At 36.7% G+C, this 17,562-nt stretch carries 19 protein-coding genes; 1 reads left to right on the top strand and 18 read right to left on the bottom strand.

Translation table 11 applies throughout. The features are described 5' to 3' along the window. Positions 1-75: 75 nt before the first annotated feature. The 17 genes from ACPDG9_RS03885 to ACPDG9_RS03805 all read right to left on the bottom strand — a co-directional run bounded on the left by ACPDG9_RS03885 (position 76) and on the right by ACPDG9_RS03805 (position 15,574). The gene (locus ACPDG9_RS03885; RefSeq protein WP_430526454.1) at positions 76-1,104 is read right to left on the bottom strand and encodes an enolase C-terminal domain-like protein; all 1,029 of its coding nucleotides are present in this window, start codon (positions 1,102-1,104) and stop codon (positions 76-78) included. A gap of 6 nt (positions 1,105-1,110) precedes the next feature. Continuing rightward, on the bottom strand, positions 1,111-1,797 hold the full coding sequence (locus tag ACPDG9_RS03880) for a metal-dependent hydrolase (RefSeq protein WP_430526453.1): 687 nt from the start codon (positions 1,795-1,797) through the stop codon (positions 1,111-1,113). A gap of 10 nt (positions 1,798-1,807) precedes the next feature. Beyond that, positions 1,808-2,719, bottom strand: a complete 912-nt coding sequence (menA, locus tag ACPDG9_RS03875) for a 1,4-dihydroxy-2-naphthoate octaprenyltransferase (RefSeq protein ID WP_430526452.1) — start codon at positions 2,717-2,719, stop codon at positions 1,808-1,810. 966 nt (positions 2,720-3,685) lie between these two features. Next, positions 3,686-4,129, bottom strand: a complete 444-nt coding sequence (locus tag ACPDG9_RS03870; RefSeq protein ID WP_430526451.1) for a copper resistance protein NlpE — start codon at positions 4,127-4,129, stop codon at positions 3,686-3,688. Between the two features lie 107 nt (positions 4,130-4,236). After that, positions 4,237-4,725, bottom strand: coding sequence for an META domain-containing protein (locus ACPDG9_RS03865; RefSeq protein WP_430526450.1), 489 nt, complete (start codon positions 4,723-4,725; stop codon positions 4,237-4,239). 5 nt (positions 4,726-4,730) lie between these two features. Further along, complete coding sequence (locus tag ACPDG9_RS03860) at positions 4,731-5,237, bottom strand: GDYXXLXY domain-containing protein (RefSeq protein ID WP_430526449.1); 507 nt, start codon at positions 5,235-5,237, stop codon at positions 4,731-4,733. Beyond that, complete coding sequence (locus tag ACPDG9_RS03855) at positions 5,227-6,330, bottom strand: DUF4401 domain-containing protein (protein ID WP_430526448.1); 1,104 nt, start codon at positions 6,328-6,330, stop codon at positions 5,227-5,229. The genes ACPDG9_RS03860 and ACPDG9_RS03855 overlap by 11 nt, the downstream gene beginning before the upstream one ends. Next, positions 6,320-7,303, bottom strand: a complete 984-nt coding sequence (locus tag ACPDG9_RS03850; protein WP_430526447.1) for a DUF2157 domain-containing protein — start codon at positions 7,301-7,303, stop codon at positions 6,320-6,322. The genes ACPDG9_RS03855 and ACPDG9_RS03850 overlap by 11 nt, the downstream gene beginning before the upstream one ends. Positions 7,304-7,348: 45 nt before the next feature. Next, a complete protein-coding gene (gene bcp, locus ACPDG9_RS03845; protein WP_430526446.1) occupies positions 7,349-7,804 on the bottom strand; it encodes a thioredoxin-dependent thiol peroxidase in 456 nt (151 codons plus the stop codon). A gap of 622 nt (positions 7,805-8,426) precedes the next feature. Then, positions 8,427-9,080 carry a hypothetical protein gene (locus tag ACPDG9_RS03840; protein ID WP_430526445.1) on the bottom strand — a complete coding sequence of 218 codons (654 nt, stop codon included), beginning with the start codon at positions 9,078-9,080 and terminating at the stop codon, positions 8,427-8,429. A gap of 5 nt (positions 9,081-9,085) precedes the next feature. Further along, entirely contained in the window at positions 9,086-9,865 is a 780-nt protein-coding gene (gene mazG / locus ACPDG9_RS03835; protein WP_430526444.1) for a nucleoside triphosphate pyrophosphohydrolase, read from the bottom strand. Positions 9,866-9,938: 73 nt separating this feature from the next. Further along, a complete protein-coding gene (locus ACPDG9_RS03830; protein ID WP_430526443.1) occupies positions 9,939-10,352 on the bottom strand; it encodes a DUF5606 domain-containing protein in 414 nt (137 codons plus the stop codon). A 57-nt stretch (positions 10,353-10,409) separates the two neighbouring features. Continuing rightward, positions 10,410-10,997, bottom strand: coding sequence for a peptide deformylase (gene def / locus ACPDG9_RS03825; protein WP_430526442.1), 588 nt, complete (start codon positions 10,995-10,997; stop codon positions 10,410-10,412). A gap of 252 nt (positions 10,998-11,249) precedes the next feature. Next, a complete protein-coding gene (locus ACPDG9_RS03820; RefSeq protein ID WP_430526441.1) occupies positions 11,250-11,831 on the bottom strand; it encodes a non-canonical purine NTP diphosphatase in 582 nt (193 codons plus the stop codon). A 734-nt stretch (positions 11,832-12,565) separates the two neighbouring features. Then, on the bottom strand, positions 12,566-13,552 hold the full coding sequence (locus ACPDG9_RS03815; RefSeq protein ID WP_430526440.1) for a fumarylacetoacetate hydrolase family protein: 987 nt from the start codon (positions 13,550-13,552) through the stop codon (positions 12,566-12,568). Between the two features lie 139 nt (positions 13,553-13,691). Then, the gene (locus ACPDG9_RS03810) at positions 13,692-14,546 is read right to left on the bottom strand and encodes an HAD-IIB family hydrolase (protein WP_430526439.1); all 855 of its coding nucleotides are present in this window, start codon (positions 14,544-14,546) and stop codon (positions 13,692-13,694) included. A 5-nt stretch (positions 14,547-14,551) separates the two neighbouring features. Continuing rightward, entirely contained in the window at positions 14,552-15,574 is a 1,023-nt protein-coding gene (locus tag ACPDG9_RS03805; protein ID WP_430526438.1) for a threonine aldolase family protein, read from the bottom strand. A 139-nt stretch (positions 15,575-15,713) separates the two neighbouring features. Here ACPDG9_RS03805 and ACPDG9_RS03800 point away from each other — a divergent pair, with 139 nt between their 5' ends. Next, positions 15,714-15,932 (top strand): putative signal transducing protein, encoded by a 219-nt coding sequence (locus ACPDG9_RS03800; RefSeq protein ID WP_430526437.1) that lies wholly within the window; start codon positions 15,714-15,716, stop codon positions 15,930-15,932. Positions 15,933-16,001: 69 nt separating this feature from the next. On the opposite strand, the gene ACPDG9_RS03795 is transcribed toward ACPDG9_RS03800, so the two are convergent. Further along, a complete protein-coding gene (locus ACPDG9_RS03795; RefSeq protein ID WP_430526436.1) occupies positions 16,002-17,558 on the bottom strand; it encodes a hypothetical protein in 1,557 nt (518 codons plus the stop codon). Positions 17,559-17,562: the final 4 nt, after the last annotated feature.

Below are 17,562 nucleotides of genomic sequence, written 5' to 3'. Positions count from 1 at the left end.
AACCTCACAAACCTCACAAACCTCACAAACCTCACAAACCTCACAAACCTCACAAACCTCACAAACCTCACAAACCTACAATTCCCACCCCTTTATTTTATCATACCAAAGTTTCCCTTCTTTTACTTCCAAAGGAGAGTCAAAGTTATTGGTATATAAACCACCCGTACCTAACCCTTGAGGCATTGGATTACGAAGGGTAAAAGTCCATTGTGCAATTGCATTTAAGCCGATATTACTTTCCAAAGCAGACGTAATCCACCAGGCTATGTTCAAGCGCTCTGCGATTTCAATCCACTCCAAGCTACCTTTAAACCCACCAACTAAGCTCGGTTTTAAGATAATATACTGTGGGCGAATAGTCTCTAGTAGCGCCACTTTATCCACATAGTTAGTAACGCCAATCAACTCTTCGTCTAATGCAATAGGCAAAGCTGTCGATCGACATAAAGCAGCCATTTGAGGAATTTGCTGCTGTTTAATCGGCTGTTCGATACTGTGAAGAGACAGTTCAGCAAGTCTTTTTAACTTAGCAGGAGCATCTTCCACAGAAAAACCGCCATTGGCATCCACTCTCAATTCAATTTGTTGCGCACTGAAGTGCTTTCGGATATACTCCAATAAGTTCCATTCAGCCTCAAAATCAATGGCGCCAATTTTCAACTTAACACAGGTAAATCCTTGGGCTATTTTTTCATCTATCTGTTCCTTCATAAAAGCTTCCTCTCCCATCCAAATTAACCCATTAATGGGAATTGCTGCTTTTCCCTCCACGAAAGCAGAAGGAAAAAGCACAAAAGGAGTTGTACCATTAAAGGATAAAAAAGCCTGTTCAACACCAAATTGAATAGAAGGCCAATCGCGTAATGCTTCCCATAGCGCCTCCTTTCCCAGGTGAATGTGTTCAACAACCCATTTCAATTGAGCTTCATAATCAGGACGATCATCAAAACTAAGAGAGCGCAGTATACCGCACTCTCCTATTCCAATTTTACCATTTTCTTCGATTTTAAGCAACCAAGTCTCCTTTTCTGTCATAACACCCCTTGAGGTAGCAGATGGTCGCTTAAAACGCAAAATATACTTACTATACGTTGCTTTCATCTTATTTTATAAAGTTAAGCTTTCACCAATATTCAAAAGCATTAAGTCTTTTCCTTTTTCAAAGAATTTTCGCTTTGCCTCTTCGTGATCAATTTCAATATAGCCAAAGGTATCAAAGTGATAACCGAGTACTTTATCACATTGTACAAAATCAGAAGCGACAACCGCTTCATCTACTCCCATGGTAAAATTACTTCCGATAGGCAGGATGGCCAGATCCAAATCCGTAAACATGGGAATTAATTTCATGTCCATCGTCAGAGAGGTATCCCCAGCGATGTAAATATTTTTGTTTTTGCTTTCAATGACAAATCCCCCAGGTTGTCCCCCGTAGCTTCCATCGGGAAAAGAACTAGAGTGAATGGCTGGTGTATATTTTACTTTGCCAAAATCAAACTGCCAGCTTCCCCCGTGATTCATGGGATGCGCATTAAATCCTTTGGCTTCGTAATGTCCTGCTATTTCAGCATTAGAAACAATCACAACATCTGGATTATTTTGAGCGATCAACTCAACATCTGCAATGTGATCGCCATGAGCATGTGTCAAGAGAATATAATCTGCTTTTATATCATTGACGTTAATTTCCCTTGCTGCAGGAAGTGGATTACCCGTAATAAAGGGATCTACTATTACGTGAATATCTTCCATCTCGATGCCTAGACAAGCATGACCGTAGTACGTTATTTTCATAATTTTTATTTTATAAGATTAAAGCTAAGGAAAAAAGCACAGAAACAAAAAAAGTACTAAGTGCAACAATTTTCATTTGACTATCGAGTTCTTTGGGCTCAGTATTGTTACGCACAAAAAACAAATGTTTGATCAAGGGAAAATAAGCCAGAATAAACGCATAATTCCACCAGGCCTTCTCACAGTATAGCGCGTAGATAATAAATGCCGCTAAAGCAAAAAGAATAATGAAATAGTGGTAGTATTTCGCGCGTTGACGCCCTAACTTAACAGCTAGTGTATTTTTACCCACTACCTTGTCCGCATCTAAATCGCGCATATTATTAATATTCAAAACAGCAATGCTCAAATTTCCTACGGCAACCGCAGGCAAGATTACCCAAACATCAATAGTCTGCCCATAGAGGTAAAAACAACCGATGACACTAACCAGACCAAAAAAGATAAAGACAAACAAATCGCCTAACCCTCTATATCCATAAGCAGATTGCCCAACTGTATATTTAATTGCCGCAGCGACACAGCTAATCCCCAACACAAAGAAAAACAAAGAGGTGAAAAAATGATCTCTTCCAAAAGAAAGATAAATTAATAGCAAGGCAGAAACTAAAGACAACCCAGCTGTAAAAACAATCCCTTTTTTCAGCTCCTCTTTCGTCAACAAACCACTTTGTAGTGCCCGCTGTGGGCCAACTCTATTTTCATTATCCGTTCCCTTTACTCCATCTCCATAATCGTTGGCAAAATTTGACAAAATCTGAAACAGCAAAGTCGTCAAAATAGCAAAGAAAAAAATAAGATAAAAATTAGGATGATGAGCATAAGATGGAAAAGCACAAGCAGTTCCTACAATGATTCCCGAAATCGATAAAGGTAAGGTGCGCAATCTTGCAGCAGAAACCCAAGTTTTGGTTTTTGACATATGAAGTAAACTTTCAAAAAAAACTAGTACACATTGACTATGCTTGCAAAATTAAGGATAAAAATATTGTAAACACAACGCCTACTTTTATTTGTAGGAAGGAAATCAAAACTCCTATTTACCATTCTCTTTTTTTTCGGTTTAGTTCAACTAAAAAAACATAAAGTATTGCTTGAAGTAAAAGGATGTAACTTTTTTTACCCTCTGAAAAAAGACGCTTAGCTCAAAAAAGATTTAACAGCTAAGCGCTATTAAAGTAAAATAATTCAACATCAAGTAAAAGATGAGATAAAATATCTTACATTAAAAGAAATCAATACATTACGTTTCAAACAAACAACCCATAACTTAATGTTATGTATCATTTTTAATGTTTTCTCACAACAAAAAAGCTAAAGAAACACCCTATTAACAAGTAGATCAAAATAAAGTTACGTTTAAAAAAAATGAATTAAATCCGTCAAATATAACGCACTTTTATTTCTTAAAAAAGCTCCTTTTTTTTAAAAAAAAGAACACCTATTTCCTCTAAATTATACCCAGTATTACAATGCATTCAATTGATTTTTCTGTCAATTGCAGCTATACTTTTTGTAGCGCTACTTTCGAAAAGCTGTCGTTTACTTGCAAAACTACCCGTCTTACAATGGACGATATTTTCTATTTCACTTCCCTATTCTATCCTCAAAAACTCGGAAAAACAAAGCGTGTAAGCTGTGTTTTAAGCTTGATATTTCTCTTTTATTTTAGTGCAAAACAAGTACATTTTGCCTTTAAACCTCTCGCAAAAACAGTGTATTTACCACGTATTTTTCAACGTAACACCCCTTTAAACACCCCTTTAAACACCCCTTTAAACACCTTAAATTCAACTAGAATCCGTTTGAATCTACTTGAGTAAATAGCAAAAAAAAGGCGAAAATGACTGCCATTTTCGCCTTTTATTTCTTTGTTATAGTCCGTTTTTTACTGTTTTTTCAAACGGTAAAGTTCTGCCATATTACCTGTAATTTCATTTCCGTCTTCATCTAAAAGCAAGATACTTCCTTCGTGAACAGCAACCATTTTTTTACTTCCATCTTTTGAAGTAAGCGTGATTTTGTTTCCTGTCGCGTCCCACTCAAATGTTCCTTCAGATTCAAAATGACCGTCTTTTTTCTCTTGATAATGGTCTACTATTTTGAACGTACCATCTTGTTTGATTTCAATTGTTTCATCAATTCCAGGACAATCTGCACATGGAATAGTACCTTTATAAGTACCTGCCCAGTCTAAAGCTGTTCTTGAATTATCAGCAATTGTTTCTTTTGGAGCTACTTCTTCTACTGCCTCTGTAGCTGTTTTTACTTCTTTCTTACAGCTAGCTAATGTCAAAACACTTAAAGCCGCAATAAAATAAATTCTTTTCATAGGTAAATTTTTTTTATTCTATCTCAAAATTACAACATATTTTTTATACTTCTAAGTTTTTTTAAAACAAAAAGCACACTAATGTTTTTATTTCACACAAAGACTTGTTAATTCTTTATTTTTTTAAACTTTAAATACACTTCTTGATCTTTCGATTGCAAGAGTAAGTGCTCTTTTTCTACTTTGTATTCTTTCGCCTCACCTAATGCTTGCATATAGACCAAAGGTTTAACTCCTGAACAATACTTTAGTGTCGACGCTAAGCCTTTATTTAAGACAAGCGTAGTAGCTGTAATACTCTTAATAGGGCCTCGATATACGTTACAGCCATTGTTTCCGAAAATGATCATAGCCTCTGTATCAATAACCAAAAAGGGTTTCTTTAACGGAAATAGGTCTTCTAGTGTTTCATCTGTCATTTGGCGAAATTTAATAGCCACAAGCTCCCATTCCCCTGCTATTTCGCTTGCTATTTCGCTTGCTTCTGTTTGTCTTAGCTGTGTCATTTGATCTGTTTCTTTTTCAACGGCCTGGCTCTTACACCCTATGGTAAGTAGAGCCATGACGAACAACAGTACTGAGCATCCTTTTTTCATCTATTTTATTCTATTAATTTTAAATTTTCATCATATAAGCCGATCAACACGCTATTGCCCTGTTGATCTACTCTTAAACCACCATATTTAGCTTGGTCATACAGGCTATCTTTCTTTTCCTGAAAGAAAAAACTCTCTGCACCAACAGCAAGTGTAAATCCGTCCCAATTAAAGTACTTTATAGGTAAAAGAGAATCTCCTTTTACAGCAGGAAACGTCGAACTAATATCCTGAAAGCTCCCTATTTGTTGTTGATTGACACGGAGTAGTATATACCCTCTTTTGCGTATATCTGCTCTATCTCGTGTTGTTGTGCGCAATTGCTCGTTAAGGGCGTAATTCAATTGCATATAATCTCCTTGCATCAAGGATCGTGGGTCTACAGGTGCTAAAGGCAATAGCACGAGCCTGCCTTCTTTTATTGTCTCTTCCTTTTTTCCCACGGCGCGTAAGAAAAAAACACCAAATAAAACGAGGGTTACAACAACGACTATATTTCTTTTATTTTTCACGATTCCATCGGTTATTAATTATAAAAAGACTTAAAAAAACAAGCCCACACCCCATGAGCAACAGCGATTTAATCAGTAAACTCACTTGTAAGAAGTAGTAGTAACTGACAAGGGAGAACAACAACAGTACTACGCCAAGCACGATTCCCTTGGTCAAGCGATATTGGAAAGACCAAACGATTAAAAGCAGACTAACAGTTAAGGGTATTCCAAATCCATTCATAAAGGAAGAGAGGGCTAAAACACCGACAATACTACCTCCTATAACTAGTTTAAGTTGCTTAAACCCATGTTTTTTCCCTATTTGAGTAACTGTAAAATAAGTTAAACCGACTAACACCAGCCGAACAAAGACGAAGTAGATTTGATGTCCTACTTCATTATAGGTAATCGATCTATTGCTATTGATCCAAGATGAAGGGTCAATAAGCGCTATATTGTCGTGTACTACTTCTAGGAATAGCAAAGCGATTAATCCATGTTGTAGTGCGCTGTATTTTTGAGACCAAAAATTTGTAGCTGTTTTGAGTTTGACTTCCTTGATAAACAAGACATAGACACCGGCAACAACAAACCAGAATAGCGCCAATCCAAGATAGCCTAAGTTCAGCGTTCCCATTAAGTATACGAGTCCATAGTACAGACTAAGGACGGATATAAATTGTATAATCTTACTTTTAAAGACTGAAAAACCAAGCAAACTAAGGAGAACAATACAGTATTCCATAGTTCTCTCACTTGAATTAAAATCGAAATAAGCCGCCATCAAGCAAACAAATGCACTGATATACGTTGCGACAAAAACACCATCTCTCAAGGCGGGTTCTCTTTTTTTGTTTCCCAAGAAACTCAAAGCATATAAGAGTACACCAAAAATAGTAAAGCTCACATACCCCAAGGAATCTCCTAGCGTAAGAAATAAGAAGCCGAAGAAAAAGCCCATTGCCAATAAACTTCCCAAGAGGGCTACTACTTTTAAGAATACATACTTGATTGAGTTTTCTTCCTGTATGCGTTGCATTAGGTGTTCATCTACAACCACGCCTTGATTCTCCACTTGGCGAATCAAATCACTCCACGAATTACTCTTCATACTTCCACGCTTTTGATTTGTTAGACACAAACTTGATAATGAAAAAGATAGCTCCAATTGCATAGAGCATATAGATCAATAAACCTTCTGCAGAATCTTTAAATAATTTCATCCAAAGCATTAATCCACAGCTAACTGCCGCAATTAAAGCATAAGAAAACAAATAGATTTGCCTTTGCATCCATCCTACTGCAAAACCACCTCCAATTAGCAATAAAGCGAGCAATAGCATCCAAAGGGCACCTTGTAGTTCTTGAGGTTGGTAATTAGCATCAGTTGTAAACAGCCAAACGCCAAATCCTATGGTAGCTAGTATATAAACCGTTACAAGTTGTAATTGGGTATATAAATTCCCAATCTCAAACGTTGGGTGTATCCATTTCATCTTTGGCAATACGAAAAGAATAGCATTGGCTAACACTAAACAAAGGATTCCCACAAAAATAGAATCTACTTGTAAGCGTTGTACCATAGCCAAAATAAGCGTTGTATTGGCTAGAATACTAAAAAACAACCATTGATATGTCGATTGGCTAACAAGGGTCAATGGCGTGATAACACAGAGCCAAGTCAAAAACAAATCATAGGCATTGGCTCCTGTTTGGTAGATTTGCCCAAAAACAGCGAGTAACACACCGACGAGTATGGACGTAGCGACGAGGCATATTTTGTTTATCGGCTCTTTTACTCGGGGGGTAACCGCAAAAAAAGCGCTAACAACAATCCCACTTCCAACCAGTATAAACTTGACCATCGCAGGCATGTGATCCCAATTAAAAGCAAAGAAAAATAGCACTCCACTAACCAAAAAGCCGATGCCACAAACGGCTAGTGCATAGGAGATAAAATTTTCCCATTGCCTTTGAGAAGCCACACCGTACTGTTCATAGAGCACTTTAAAGTCTTCCTCACTTATAGAAGCATGTTCTCTTAACAAAAACAACGCTTGCTTGTTTATTTTCTTTTCTTTCATAACGCATGTATAATAACCAAAAAAGAGCAGTACTGCTCTTTTTTGTTACAATTCTAAAATTTGAGCCGCGTGATCTTTGGTTTTAACCTTTTCGATCACGTTGCTAATCACTCCTTTTTCGTCAATAACGAAGGTCATACGATGAATCCCATCATAGGTTCTACCCATGAATTTTTTAGGTCCCCAAACGCCAAAGGCAAGTAGAACTTCTTTATTTTCATCAGCCAATAACGGAAAAGGCAAGTTATTCTTGTCTATAAATTTTTGTTGTCTAGCAGCTGAATCAGCGCTAACACCCAACAATTCATACCCTTGCTCCTTTAGTACTTGGTAATTATCTCTTAAATTACACACTTCTGCTGTACAACCTGGTGTACTTGCTTTTGGATAAAAAAAGACCACTAATTTCTTGCCTTTATAATCGCTCAACTGATGTTTTACTCCCTCTTGATCAAAACCAACAAAATTTGGCGCTTGATCACCAACTTTTAAATGTGTCATTTTAGTATACTTTTTGTGAATAGTAAAATTACTTTTTTTTTACTTAGTACCATCATTTTACCCTCACTCTCTGAATTTAAATCAAAAAAGAAGGTCATCAATCCAATTAACATCTGCTAATCAATACTTTACAAAACATCTTTCTAAACGGAGTCATTCCAAATGCTCCTCTATTCTAGATGGATCACCTTTTATTCTTGCTTCTAGCACAGGTTCTTCATCTGTGTTTGTAAAAGCACACGAAGACTTGTCTCCACTACTCCTTCCACTACGTTCCCACTTTCCTAGTGGTATGCTAAACGAGAAAGCCAACTCAATGAGTTGGCTTTCTATTACCATAAAATCTAGACGTGGCTACTTGTCCAATTTGATTTTTTACGAAATGTTATTTTATTTTTGAGATTCCTAAGGAAAAACTTCTATCCAGAAGGTGTCTTTTTTCGAAGTGGGGACCTCGTGTCAAATTTTGGTTTTGCAAATTAGCTTAAATAATCTGAAAGAAAAAACGCTAAACAATTATTACTAAAACATCTAAATAAACATAGTATTACTACATTTTACTTGAGTCTTTAACACATTACAATTTTTAATTCCCTGAAACTGTGCTATTATGAGTAATAATTTAAGGTCTATTTAGCAAAAACTCTACTAGTAAAAACTCAAAAATAGCATATTCCGATTTATACCTATCCATAAAGCGCTCCCAAATTACCTCTGGTATTTCAATTTTAGTTTTATTACTATCAGTATAGATGTAACTATTGCTATAGTTTTTCTTCAAGTTTGCCCATTGTCTACCACTTGAATACTCTAAATCACCTGCTAAATTTTTTCCAATACTAGAGGAATGTCGTTTGTCTGTCGTATCAATTTTAAGATTTCCGAAGATATCTACTTTAGATTTGACTGTTTTTCCCTGATTATCTGTTATTGTTAACGTACCAAGGATATCCACTTTATAACTAGCTTCATATCCACTGATATGGCGATAATCCAAGACTAAATCCTGAAAGAACAGTGATTTTACATCATAGTCTTGGTACATATTTCCTATGTTTTGCTCTAAATACGCTTTGTTAAATTCTATTTTATTGTCGTTAGAATCGGTAAAAAGCAAATGGTCAAAAATGTCTTTTTTGAGTTTAGCCTCATACTGTCCTTCTTTAAAGATCAAATCGTTAAAGATATCTTTTTGAATACGTTGACCATATCCCACAAAGGTGCAAAACAGTAGGAGCAAGCACATTCCTATTTTCCACGGATTATTCTTCTTCATCTTTTTTATTGCGTTTTCATTTTTGCTTGCTCCCAATATACGTCCATTTCTTCTAAATTCATATGAGACAATTCCTTACTTTCTTCTTGGATGAGTTTTTCCATGGTTTGGAAACGCGCCATAAACTTTTGATTGGTTAGACTGAGGGCGTGTTCTGGATCAATGCCAACAAAACGCGCATAATTGACAAGTGAAAAAAGAATATCGCCAAATTCTTTTTCCATGCGTTCTTTATTAGCTGCTAGTTCTTCTGCTTTAAACTCTTCAATTTCTTCTTCTACTTTTGCCCAAACCTCGGTCTTATTACTCCAATCAAAACCAATACCACTAGCTTTTTCCTGCATACGCAACGCTTTGATAATAGCAGGTAAACTTGTTGGAACTCCTTCTAAAACTGATTTACGGCCTTCTTTAAGCTTCAATTGCTCCCAATTTTGAAGTACTTCTTGTTCGTTGGCAACTTTTGCGTCTCCGTAAATATGAGGATGTCTATAAATCAATTTCTCACAAATTCCATCAGCAATCGTTTTTACATCAAACAAGCCTTGTTCGCTACCGATTTTGGCGTAAAAGACAATATGCATGAGCAAGTCGCCGAGTTCGCCTTGCATTTCTTTGGAATCCTTGCTAGAAATACTATCTGCCAATTCATAAACCTCTTCAATAGTCAAAGAGCGCAAAGAATCAAAAGTTTGTTTTTGGTCCCAAGGGCATTGAACGCGCAATTCATCCATGATCGTTAACAAACGTCCAATGGCTTCTAATTTTTCTTGTTGTGTATGCATAGCAATTTGTATTAATGTAGGGTAAAAATAAAAAAGCTCGTTGTACAACGAGCTTTTTATCTATTCTTTTTTCTTATTTATTTTCTTCAACCACTTCTTGGAAAGTTTCTTGAATCAATCCTCTTTTTTGTACGATATTATACCAGTTGATTACCTTTTTAATATCTGAATTGTAAACGCGCTCTGCATCGTAGTTTGGCAATACTTCTTGGAAATAAGCAACTAATTCAGGATCAGAAACTTTGTGAGAAATCGCCTCTCCATTATTTTCTTTTGCTGCGATATTTTTAAACACGTCAAATAGTTTAACTTCTCCTTCGTGTGTGTATATTGAGATTTCAGATAATAAACTAACGTTGTTTTTTAATCCTACCGTGCTTCTTTTCCCGTCAACTAATGATTCTGCGATAAATCCTGTGCGTGTTTGAACAATTAACTCAAATAATCCTGGTTTACCAGAAATAGCTAATACTTTTTCTAAACTCATTTTCTAAAATTTTTCTTTTGTAACAAATATCTTAATTACTTCTTAATTTCCAATTTTTTATCTGCCTTTTTTAGCAGCAAATTTCATTTTATAGTCTGTAAATACTTTACCTTCCATAATATTCTTCAATCGCTTGGCGATTAGTTTCTTCTTTAGGCTAGATAATTTATCTGTAAAGAGAATTCCTTCAATATGATCGTACTCGTGTTGAATGACACGTGCCGCTAATCCGTTAATTGTTTCGGTATAGCTCACAAAGTTTTCATCGCAGTATTCAATGGTGATTTGCTCTTTTCGAGTCACCAATTCATGTACATCGGGAATACTCAAACACCCCTCATTGAAGGCCCATTCGTTGCCTTCTTCATTGATGATTTTGGCATTGATAAACGTTCGTTTATAGTTGGTTAAAAACTCTTTTTCTTCGGGTGTATTATCTTCAATCTCTGCAAATGGTGCACAATCAACTACGAATAATCGAATTGGCAGTCCCACTTGAGGAGCCGCTAATCCTACTCCACTAGCCGAATACATCGTATCGTACATATTAGCAATTAACTCATCTAAATGGGGGTAATCTTTTGTTATGTTTTCACCTACTTTACGCAAAACAGGATCTCCATAACCAACAATTGATAGTATCATAGTTGTTCCTTTGTATCTTTATTGATTTTAACGATTGCAAAATTAATCAAATTTATAGTATTCTTGCAGACTACAAAACTTTTTTCGATTTAACTTTTAGCCTTTATTCATTGCTTTTTCAATTTAGTAAAGTGAATACAGGCGGTTAAGAGAAAAGGAAGAGTAAGTAATCCTCTGATTTATATCATTTTAAATAACAGTTAGGTATAAAAAAAGCCTTCCATCACGGAAAGCTCTTTTCGTTAATTTCTTTTATTCTTCTTTGTCTTTCAAAAAATCTACTAGCTGGCTGACAGCTCTTCCGCGGTGACTAACTGCATTTTTTTGTTCTATACTCAATTCAGCGAAGGACTGCGTCATCCCTTCCCCTCGAAATAACGGGTCGTAGCCAAATCCCCCCTCTCCTTGTTCGGCAAGTAAGATTTCTCCCTTGCTAATTCCGGTAAACAGATGCTGTTCTCCCTTGTAATGCAAGGCAATTACCGTTTTAAAATTGGCTTTTCGGTTGTCCTTATCTGCTAATTCACGAAGTAATTTCGCGTTATTTGCCTGATCGTTCTTCTCTTCTCCTGCATATCGGGCAGAGTATACCCCTGGAGCCCCTTGTAATGCATCTACTTCTAAACCAGAATCATCCGCAAAACAATTGAATCCATAGTGTCTCTTGATGTAATCTGCTTTTAATAAGGCGTTACCCTCAATAGTATCAGCAGTTTCTGGAATGTCTACCATGCATCCTATATCTTCTAAACTCAATATTTCAATTGAATCGGGTACTTGGCTTTTAATTTCTTGAATCTTGTTCTTGTTGTTTGAAGCAAATATGAGTTTCATTGTGTTTGTCTTTTATCCGCTCAAAAATACAAAATAGTTAGGAGAGACAAAAAACAAAATAAGTGATGAAAATTTAAATAAAAAAAGAACAAACTCATTACAAGTTTGTTCTTCTCATTCACCTTATCAATTACTAACCTAGTAAAAGAAAATATGACCTATTATGTAAGCGATTCTGATAAAATTTTAACTCAACCATTTTATATCAAAAAAGAACCCCAAACACTTAAACACAGGACATACTTATCTCTTTCACAAGTTTTAACCTAGTACAATAGTACAGCTATTTTGAGTATTGCCTTAAAAAAACGAACTGAAACGGAAAAATGTAAACACTCAAACGTGGATATGGGGAACTCAGTTGTTTGTTGTGAGGTTTGTTCGGTTTGCTCGTTGTGAGGTTTGTTCGGTTTGCTCGTTGTGAGGTTTGTTCGGTTTGCTTGTTGTGAGGTTTGTTCGGTTTGCTCGTTGTGAGGTTTGTTCGGTTTGCTTGTTGTGAGGTTTGTTCGTTGTGAGATTTGTTCGTTGTGAGGTTTGTGTGTTGTGAGGTTTGTTCGTTGTGAGGTTTGTTCGTTGTGAGGTTTGTTCGTTGTGAGGTTTGTTCGTTGTGAGGTTTGTTCGGTTTGCTCGTTGTTTGTGGAAGAAATTTTCTTTTAAAGAAAAAACTTCTGATCCCTGATAACAGATAACAGATAACCAAAAAAAAGGAGCGAAAATTCGCTCCTTTCTTTATCTTATTTTTTGTATTCTTTTACCACTTGGTTAATTCTACCAAAAATGCTTTTTCCTTCTTTGTCCATCATTTCAATTTCGATGCGGTCACCGAATTGCATGAATGGGGTTGATGGTTTTCCATCCTTAATGGTTTCTAAGCATCTTACTTCTGCTAAACAGCTTGATCCTGTTGGGCTACCTTGATTGGCAACGGTTCCTGATCCGATTACTGTTCCTGCCATTAGCGAACGCGTTTTGGCTGCGTGTGCTACGAGCTGACCGAAGTTAAACGTCATATCTACACCTGCATTGGGTGATCCTACTAAAGTTCCATTTAACGTTGAATGTAAAGGCAAATGCACTTTTCCCTCTTGCCAATCTGCTCCTAGCTCATCTAAAGTTACCATAACTGGTGCGAATGCTGTCCATGGTTTTGACTGGTAAAATCCAAATTGTTTACCTAATTCTGCTGGGATTAAATTTCTCAGTGAAACGTCATTTAAAATCGTTACTAATTTAATGTGTTTCAATGCGGTTTGCGCATCTACTCCTGGAGGTACGTCGTCTGTAATAACAGCTACTTCAGATTCGAAGTCGATTCCCCACTCTTCTTTTTCGATGAGGATATCATCTGTTGCTCCAATAAAAGCATCCGAGGCTCCCATATACATTAATGGATCAGTCCAAAATGATTCTGGCAATTCTGCATTTCTTGCTTTGCGCACCAACTCAACGTGTGTTACATAAGCACTTCCATCTGCCCAGTGATATGCACGTGGGATTGGTGCCATTATTTTAGCCGTTGCAAAATCGATGGTATTAGATAGTTTTCCTGCGTTTAAGTTGTCATACACTTCTTTTAAAAGTGATTCTTTTGTTGCCCATTGATCTAATGCTGCTTGCATTGTTGTAGCAATTTCACTTACTACAACTGCTTTGGTTAAATCTTTTGAAACAACGACTAATTGACCATCTCTTGTGCCATTGTTGATACTAGCTAATTTCATGAATTTATGTTTTTAGTTTTTATTGTTGGTTTACTATTTTTCTTCTTTATGAGTTGTTGAAAAGAAAAGCCGAAGGTATAAAAAAAATAGGGAATACTATAATTTCCTTTTTTCAGAAGGGCTAAAAGGCTTTCTTCTCTCAGAAGATAGAATGGACAAGGTGTTTAATCGTTTGTGTCACACCATCTTCCTCGTTGGTTGGTATTTTGTGTTGAACGAGTTCGAGTATTGTTGGATGTGCATTGCCAACGGCGTAGGTATGAGCGTCTAACTGAAGCATGCCTTGATCATTGAGGTTGTCTCCAAATAAATGCAAATGGTCCGATGGAATTGCATACGCATTTTGTAAAAACTCGATGGCCTTTTCTTTTGTTGCGTCTGCGCTTGAGATTTCCAATACAAATTGATTGGGGATATATTGATCCTGCATCAACAAGCATTTAAGAGCATCGCCATGCTGTTCTTGTAATTGGAGTTTAAAGGATACTAAAGTATCGTACGTATCAATAAACATCACAACTAAGCTTTGTGTATCCCAATCTGAGGCGGTTTGTATGAGTTGTTCTACTTCAATAAAACGAGGATCACTTGGTCTCAGCTTCATAAAATACTGTAATCCTATACTGGGATTTTCTTGATAAAAGATCCCTTCCTCAAAGTCCTCATTCAACGTAAAGACAAAAGGTGAAAGTCCTTGGCATTGACCTAATTCTAGTACTTCTTGCACGACAAGAGGCTCGATTCCTTTTATTTTCAGTACTTTTTGCGCTTGCCAATCGTAAATTACTGCGCCATTATTAAGAATAACGGGAAAATTCCAATCTACTTGTTGCACGACTTTAGCAGCGCTTGTTAATCCCCTAGCTGTGGCAAAGCCAATTTTGTGAGGGGAATTCAACCTTATTTCGCGTAGTATTTCTTCACTATCGTAACTCAAGTAACCGCGATTATTGAGTAAGGTTCCATCTAAATCCGTAATAAAAACTTGTTCCATAGGGCTTATTCCTTTAGCATAGAAATGAATACATCGAGCATTAGGTCATCGGTTGTCCAAGAAGTAATGAGACGTATGGCCGCATATTCTGCATTTATGGGTTTCCACACGTAAAAATCGAACTTTTCTTGGAGGCGCTTAATGAGGTCAAGCGGTAAGATGGGAAAGATTTGATTACTTGAAGGCGCTACTAAAAAAGAAAACCCTTCTTCATGGAAAGCTTGCGCTAATTTTGCTGCCATACCATTGGCATCCTTTGCCAATTTAAAATAAAGGTCATCTTGAAAAAGAGCGAGAAACTGAATACCGAGTACCCTGCCCTTTGCAAAAAGGGCCCCCTTTTGTTTGAGGTTATAATCGAAATCAACCGCTAATTTTGGGTTTGGAAAAACGATTGCTTCACCAAATAAAGCTCCGTTTTTTGTTGCTCCTATGTAAAAAACATCGACTAACTCCGCAACTCGTTCTAACGTTAAGTCGTTACTTGCTGCAGTTAGGGCGTGTCCTAAACGCGCACCATCCAGAAAGAGAAGAAGTCCCTCAGCTTTACAAAATGCTGATAAATCGCGCAATTCACTTTCCGTGTACACAGTTCCTATTTCGGTTGTATTGGAGATATAAACGACTTTAGGCTTCACCACATGAGGACGCAATTGATACAGCGCTAAGGTTTGCTTGATTTGCAAGGGAGTTAACTTACCATCTTTGCTTTCGATTGGGATGACCTTGTGGCCTGTTGCTTCAATTGCTCCTGTTTCATTAGCATAAATATGCCCAGTAGTTGCACTGATAACGGCTTCATGCGGTCGCAACAAGAAAGAAATTACGAGTAAGTTAGCTTGTGTTCCTCCAGATACAAAGAAAATCTCCGCCTTAGCTTGGTTCATTTTCTCTCGTAAAATTGCTTGTGCTTTTAGGGTATATTCATCACTACCATAACCGTTCTGCTGGATGAAATTCGTTTCGAGCAACTGATCTAAAATTGCAGGGTGAGCACCTTCTGCATAATCTATTTTGAGGTTGTACATATCGATAATCTTGTGTCAAGTAAAAATAGAACTTTCTCACCAAAATAGGGTAATTCAAGCGAAAACTTTGTTAAAAAAAGTAGGGGTACTTTCCTTTTTTCCATTTAAAAAGTGTACTTTTAAGTAAAAATAGAAGAATATGGATCACAAGAAATTATTCGCCGGTAGTGAGGTTATGGTTTTAGCCGTACGCAACGTATTAGAAGAAAATGAGATAGCTTATATTATCCGTGATGATATTGAAGCAGGACGCAGTGCAGGATACGGCACACTAGGAAAGGCTGTTCACGTATTTGTAGCCGAACAAGACTTAGACAGAGCCCAAGCGTTATTAAAAGAAAATAACCTAGAAGAATAAAGAGAAAAGGTCCTACAACTAGGACATAAAAAAAGGAATAACGGTTTTCGTTATTCCTTTTTTTATGGGTTAATCATCAGACTCCTCTCTAACTCGAATTGGCATACTGGGATTCACTACGGATTTACAATATCTCGCTTTAACTGTTATCTTGGTAGGTCTACTTCGAAAATCTTCATGTGAAAAGGGAAAGTGTTCTCCTTGATCAATACTTTTAGCAGAAATATAAATACTATAATCTCCTTCAGGAAAACTTTCATCTTCCGGTGTAAAATACACTATACAACTATATGTGTTGTAATATAATTCCCATTCTCCTACACCTGGTTCATCGTATATCTGACTGATATAATCATTTAAATCATGTTCAACTATTCTATAATCTAAAGGATAGCCATATTCATCTTCTAAACGCAAGGAATAAAAGTCAATTTCCTTATAAGAATCTCCTCCTTTAGGACGAAAGGGATCATAAGGATCACCGACATAAAATCGTGCCCCTTCAAAAGGCTTTTCTAATCGTATCCAACTTTCACGATCATCACCAATACCAGGTTCACTTAAACAAAGTAACATTTCTTTATCCTGAGTTTCGGGGGCATGCTTCAATCGAACGTTAATATTTTTTAGTAGATGTGTTTGGCTAGCCTCTCCTGTTGATGCTGCAAAACCAATGCGATAACTATCTATATTTTTCGCATTAAACGTATATAAATTTCCATTCTCATCTCTCGTTTTAAAGGACTCTTTATATTTAAGTATTCCATAATTCCCTCCTCCATATGTATATTCATTATCAATATGGTAACTTAATGCAAATTCCTCATCCCCGTTGTTCACAGGATCAAATTCAAAAGTTACCTTATTAAATCTCATCTGACTCCCGTATTGCGTTCTTAAGTTTGGGGTACTATTTACATAAGACTTTTCGATATAATCACCTGTTTCGAAATCTAATTGCACATAAGCTGCATCAGGACTTGAGCTGCTTCCTGAATATGTTTGTTGAGAGTAAATCACAGGATAACCTTTGTAACGATTATTCTCATGTTGTCCCCCACGAAGTGTTACGTGACTACCATAGTATTGATAGTTCACTCCAGCAACTCCTTCTCTCTTAACACGAGTGGAGTTTGCTCGAATTTTAGCATCTCCAAATACATCAAGACTCAATCCTAAATAAGCACCATCTAGCCCAGGTTGTTTATTTCCCGAGGCGTTATTATAAGCATATCCGATTCCAGAACCTGTACTTCCTAGGTCAAACGTTGCAGCTGAATCAAAGAAGAACATCGTTAAACCATCTCCATAGCTATCATTGTATGTTTCACCATCTAGCGTAGCATATTCAAAATCTATAGTAAGTACATAATTCATTGGTACCTCTACATCCTTGAGGTAAAAACCACTGAGTGCGTGTTGGGTATCATCATAGGTTAAACGCAACCCATCCTCGGTATATCGATTACTTCCAGTAGGTGCTCCTGTTTTTATTTTTTCTACAATTCTAGTGGGTGCAGAAGTTCCTTGCAAGGAAGCGTGGTAAGGGAATGTTCGATTCAGTTCTTGAGCTGAAATGCCCAGAGATATCAAAAGGAAAAGAAGTAGTACTACTTTATATTTCATATTG

The sequence above is a fragment of the Myroides sp. C6-3 genome (assembly GCF_050522425.1).
Lineage (GTDB): Bacteria > Bacteroidota > Bacteroidia > Flavobacteriales > Flavobacteriaceae > Flavobacterium.
The sequence above is the reverse complement of the archived record's forward strand: the minus strand, read 5'-3'. Positions and strand labels throughout refer to the sequence as shown.

Bases quoted from the DNA above. Each gene is read 5' to 3' on its own strand.
- ACPDG9_RS03885 (WP_430526454.1), bottom strand. From the start codon at position 1,104: ATGAAAGCAACGTATAGTAAGTATATTTTGCGTTTTAAGCGACCATCT.
- ACPDG9_RS03880 (WP_430526453.1), bottom strand. From the start codon at position 1,797: ATGAAAATAACGTACTACGGTCATGCTTGTCTAGGCATCGAGATGGAA.
- menA (WP_430526452.1), bottom strand. From the start codon at position 2,719: ATGTCAAAAACCAAAACTTGGGTTTCTGCTGCAAGATTGCGCACCTTA.
- ACPDG9_RS03870 (WP_430526451.1), bottom strand. From the start codon at position 4,129: ATGAAAAGAATTTATTTTATTGCGGCTTTAAGTGTTTTGACATTAGCT.
- ACPDG9_RS03865 (WP_430526450.1), bottom strand. From the start codon at position 4,725: ATGAAAAAAGGATGCTCAGTACTGTTGTTCGTCATGGCTCTACTTACC.
- ACPDG9_RS03855 (WP_430526448.1), bottom strand. From the start codon at position 6,330: ATGAAGAGTAATTCGTGGAGTGATTTGATTCGCCAAGTGGAGAATCAA.
- ACPDG9_RS03850 (WP_430526447.1), bottom strand. From the start codon at position 7,303: ATGAAAGAAAAGAAAATAAACAAGCAAGCGTTGTTTTTGTTAAGAGAA.
- bcp (WP_430526446.1), bottom strand. From the start codon at position 7,804: ATGACACATTTAAAAGTTGGTGATCAAGCGCCAAATTTTGTTGGTTTT.
- ACPDG9_RS03840 (WP_430526445.1), bottom strand. From the start codon at position 9,080: ATGAAGAAGAATAATCCGTGGAAAATAGGAATGTGCTTGCTCCTACTG.
- mazG (WP_430526444.1), bottom strand. From the start codon at position 9,865: ATGCATACACAACAAGAAAAATTAGAAGCCATTGGACGTTTGTTAACG.
- ACPDG9_RS03830 (WP_430526443.1), bottom strand. From the start codon at position 10,352: ATGAGTTTAGAAAAAGTATTAGCTATTTCTGGTAAACCAGGATTATTT.
- def (WP_430526442.1), bottom strand. From the start codon at position 10,997: ATGATACTATCAATTGTTGGTTATGGAGATCCTGTTTTGCGTAAAGTA.
- ACPDG9_RS03820 (WP_430526441.1), bottom strand. From the start codon at position 11,831: ATGAAACTCATATTTGCTTCAAACAACAAGAACAAGATTCAAGAAATT.
- ACPDG9_RS03815 (WP_430526440.1), bottom strand. From the start codon at position 13,552: ATGAAATTAGCTAGTATCAACAATGGCACAAGAGATGGTCAATTAGTC.
- ACPDG9_RS03810 (WP_430526439.1), bottom strand. From the start codon at position 14,546: ATGGAACAAGTTTTTATTACGGATTTAGATGGAACCTTACTCAATAAT.
- ACPDG9_RS03805 (WP_430526438.1), bottom strand. From the start codon at position 15,574: ATGTACAACCTCAAAATAGATTATGCAGAAGGTGCTCACCCTGCAATT.
- ACPDG9_RS03800 (WP_430526437.1), top strand. From the start codon at position 15,714: ATGGATCACAAGAAATTATTCGCCGGTAGTGAGGTTATGGTTTTAGCC.
- ACPDG9_RS03795 (WP_430526436.1), bottom strand. From the start codon at position 17,558: ATGAAATATAAAGTAGTACTACTTCTTTTCCTTTTGATATCTCTGGGC.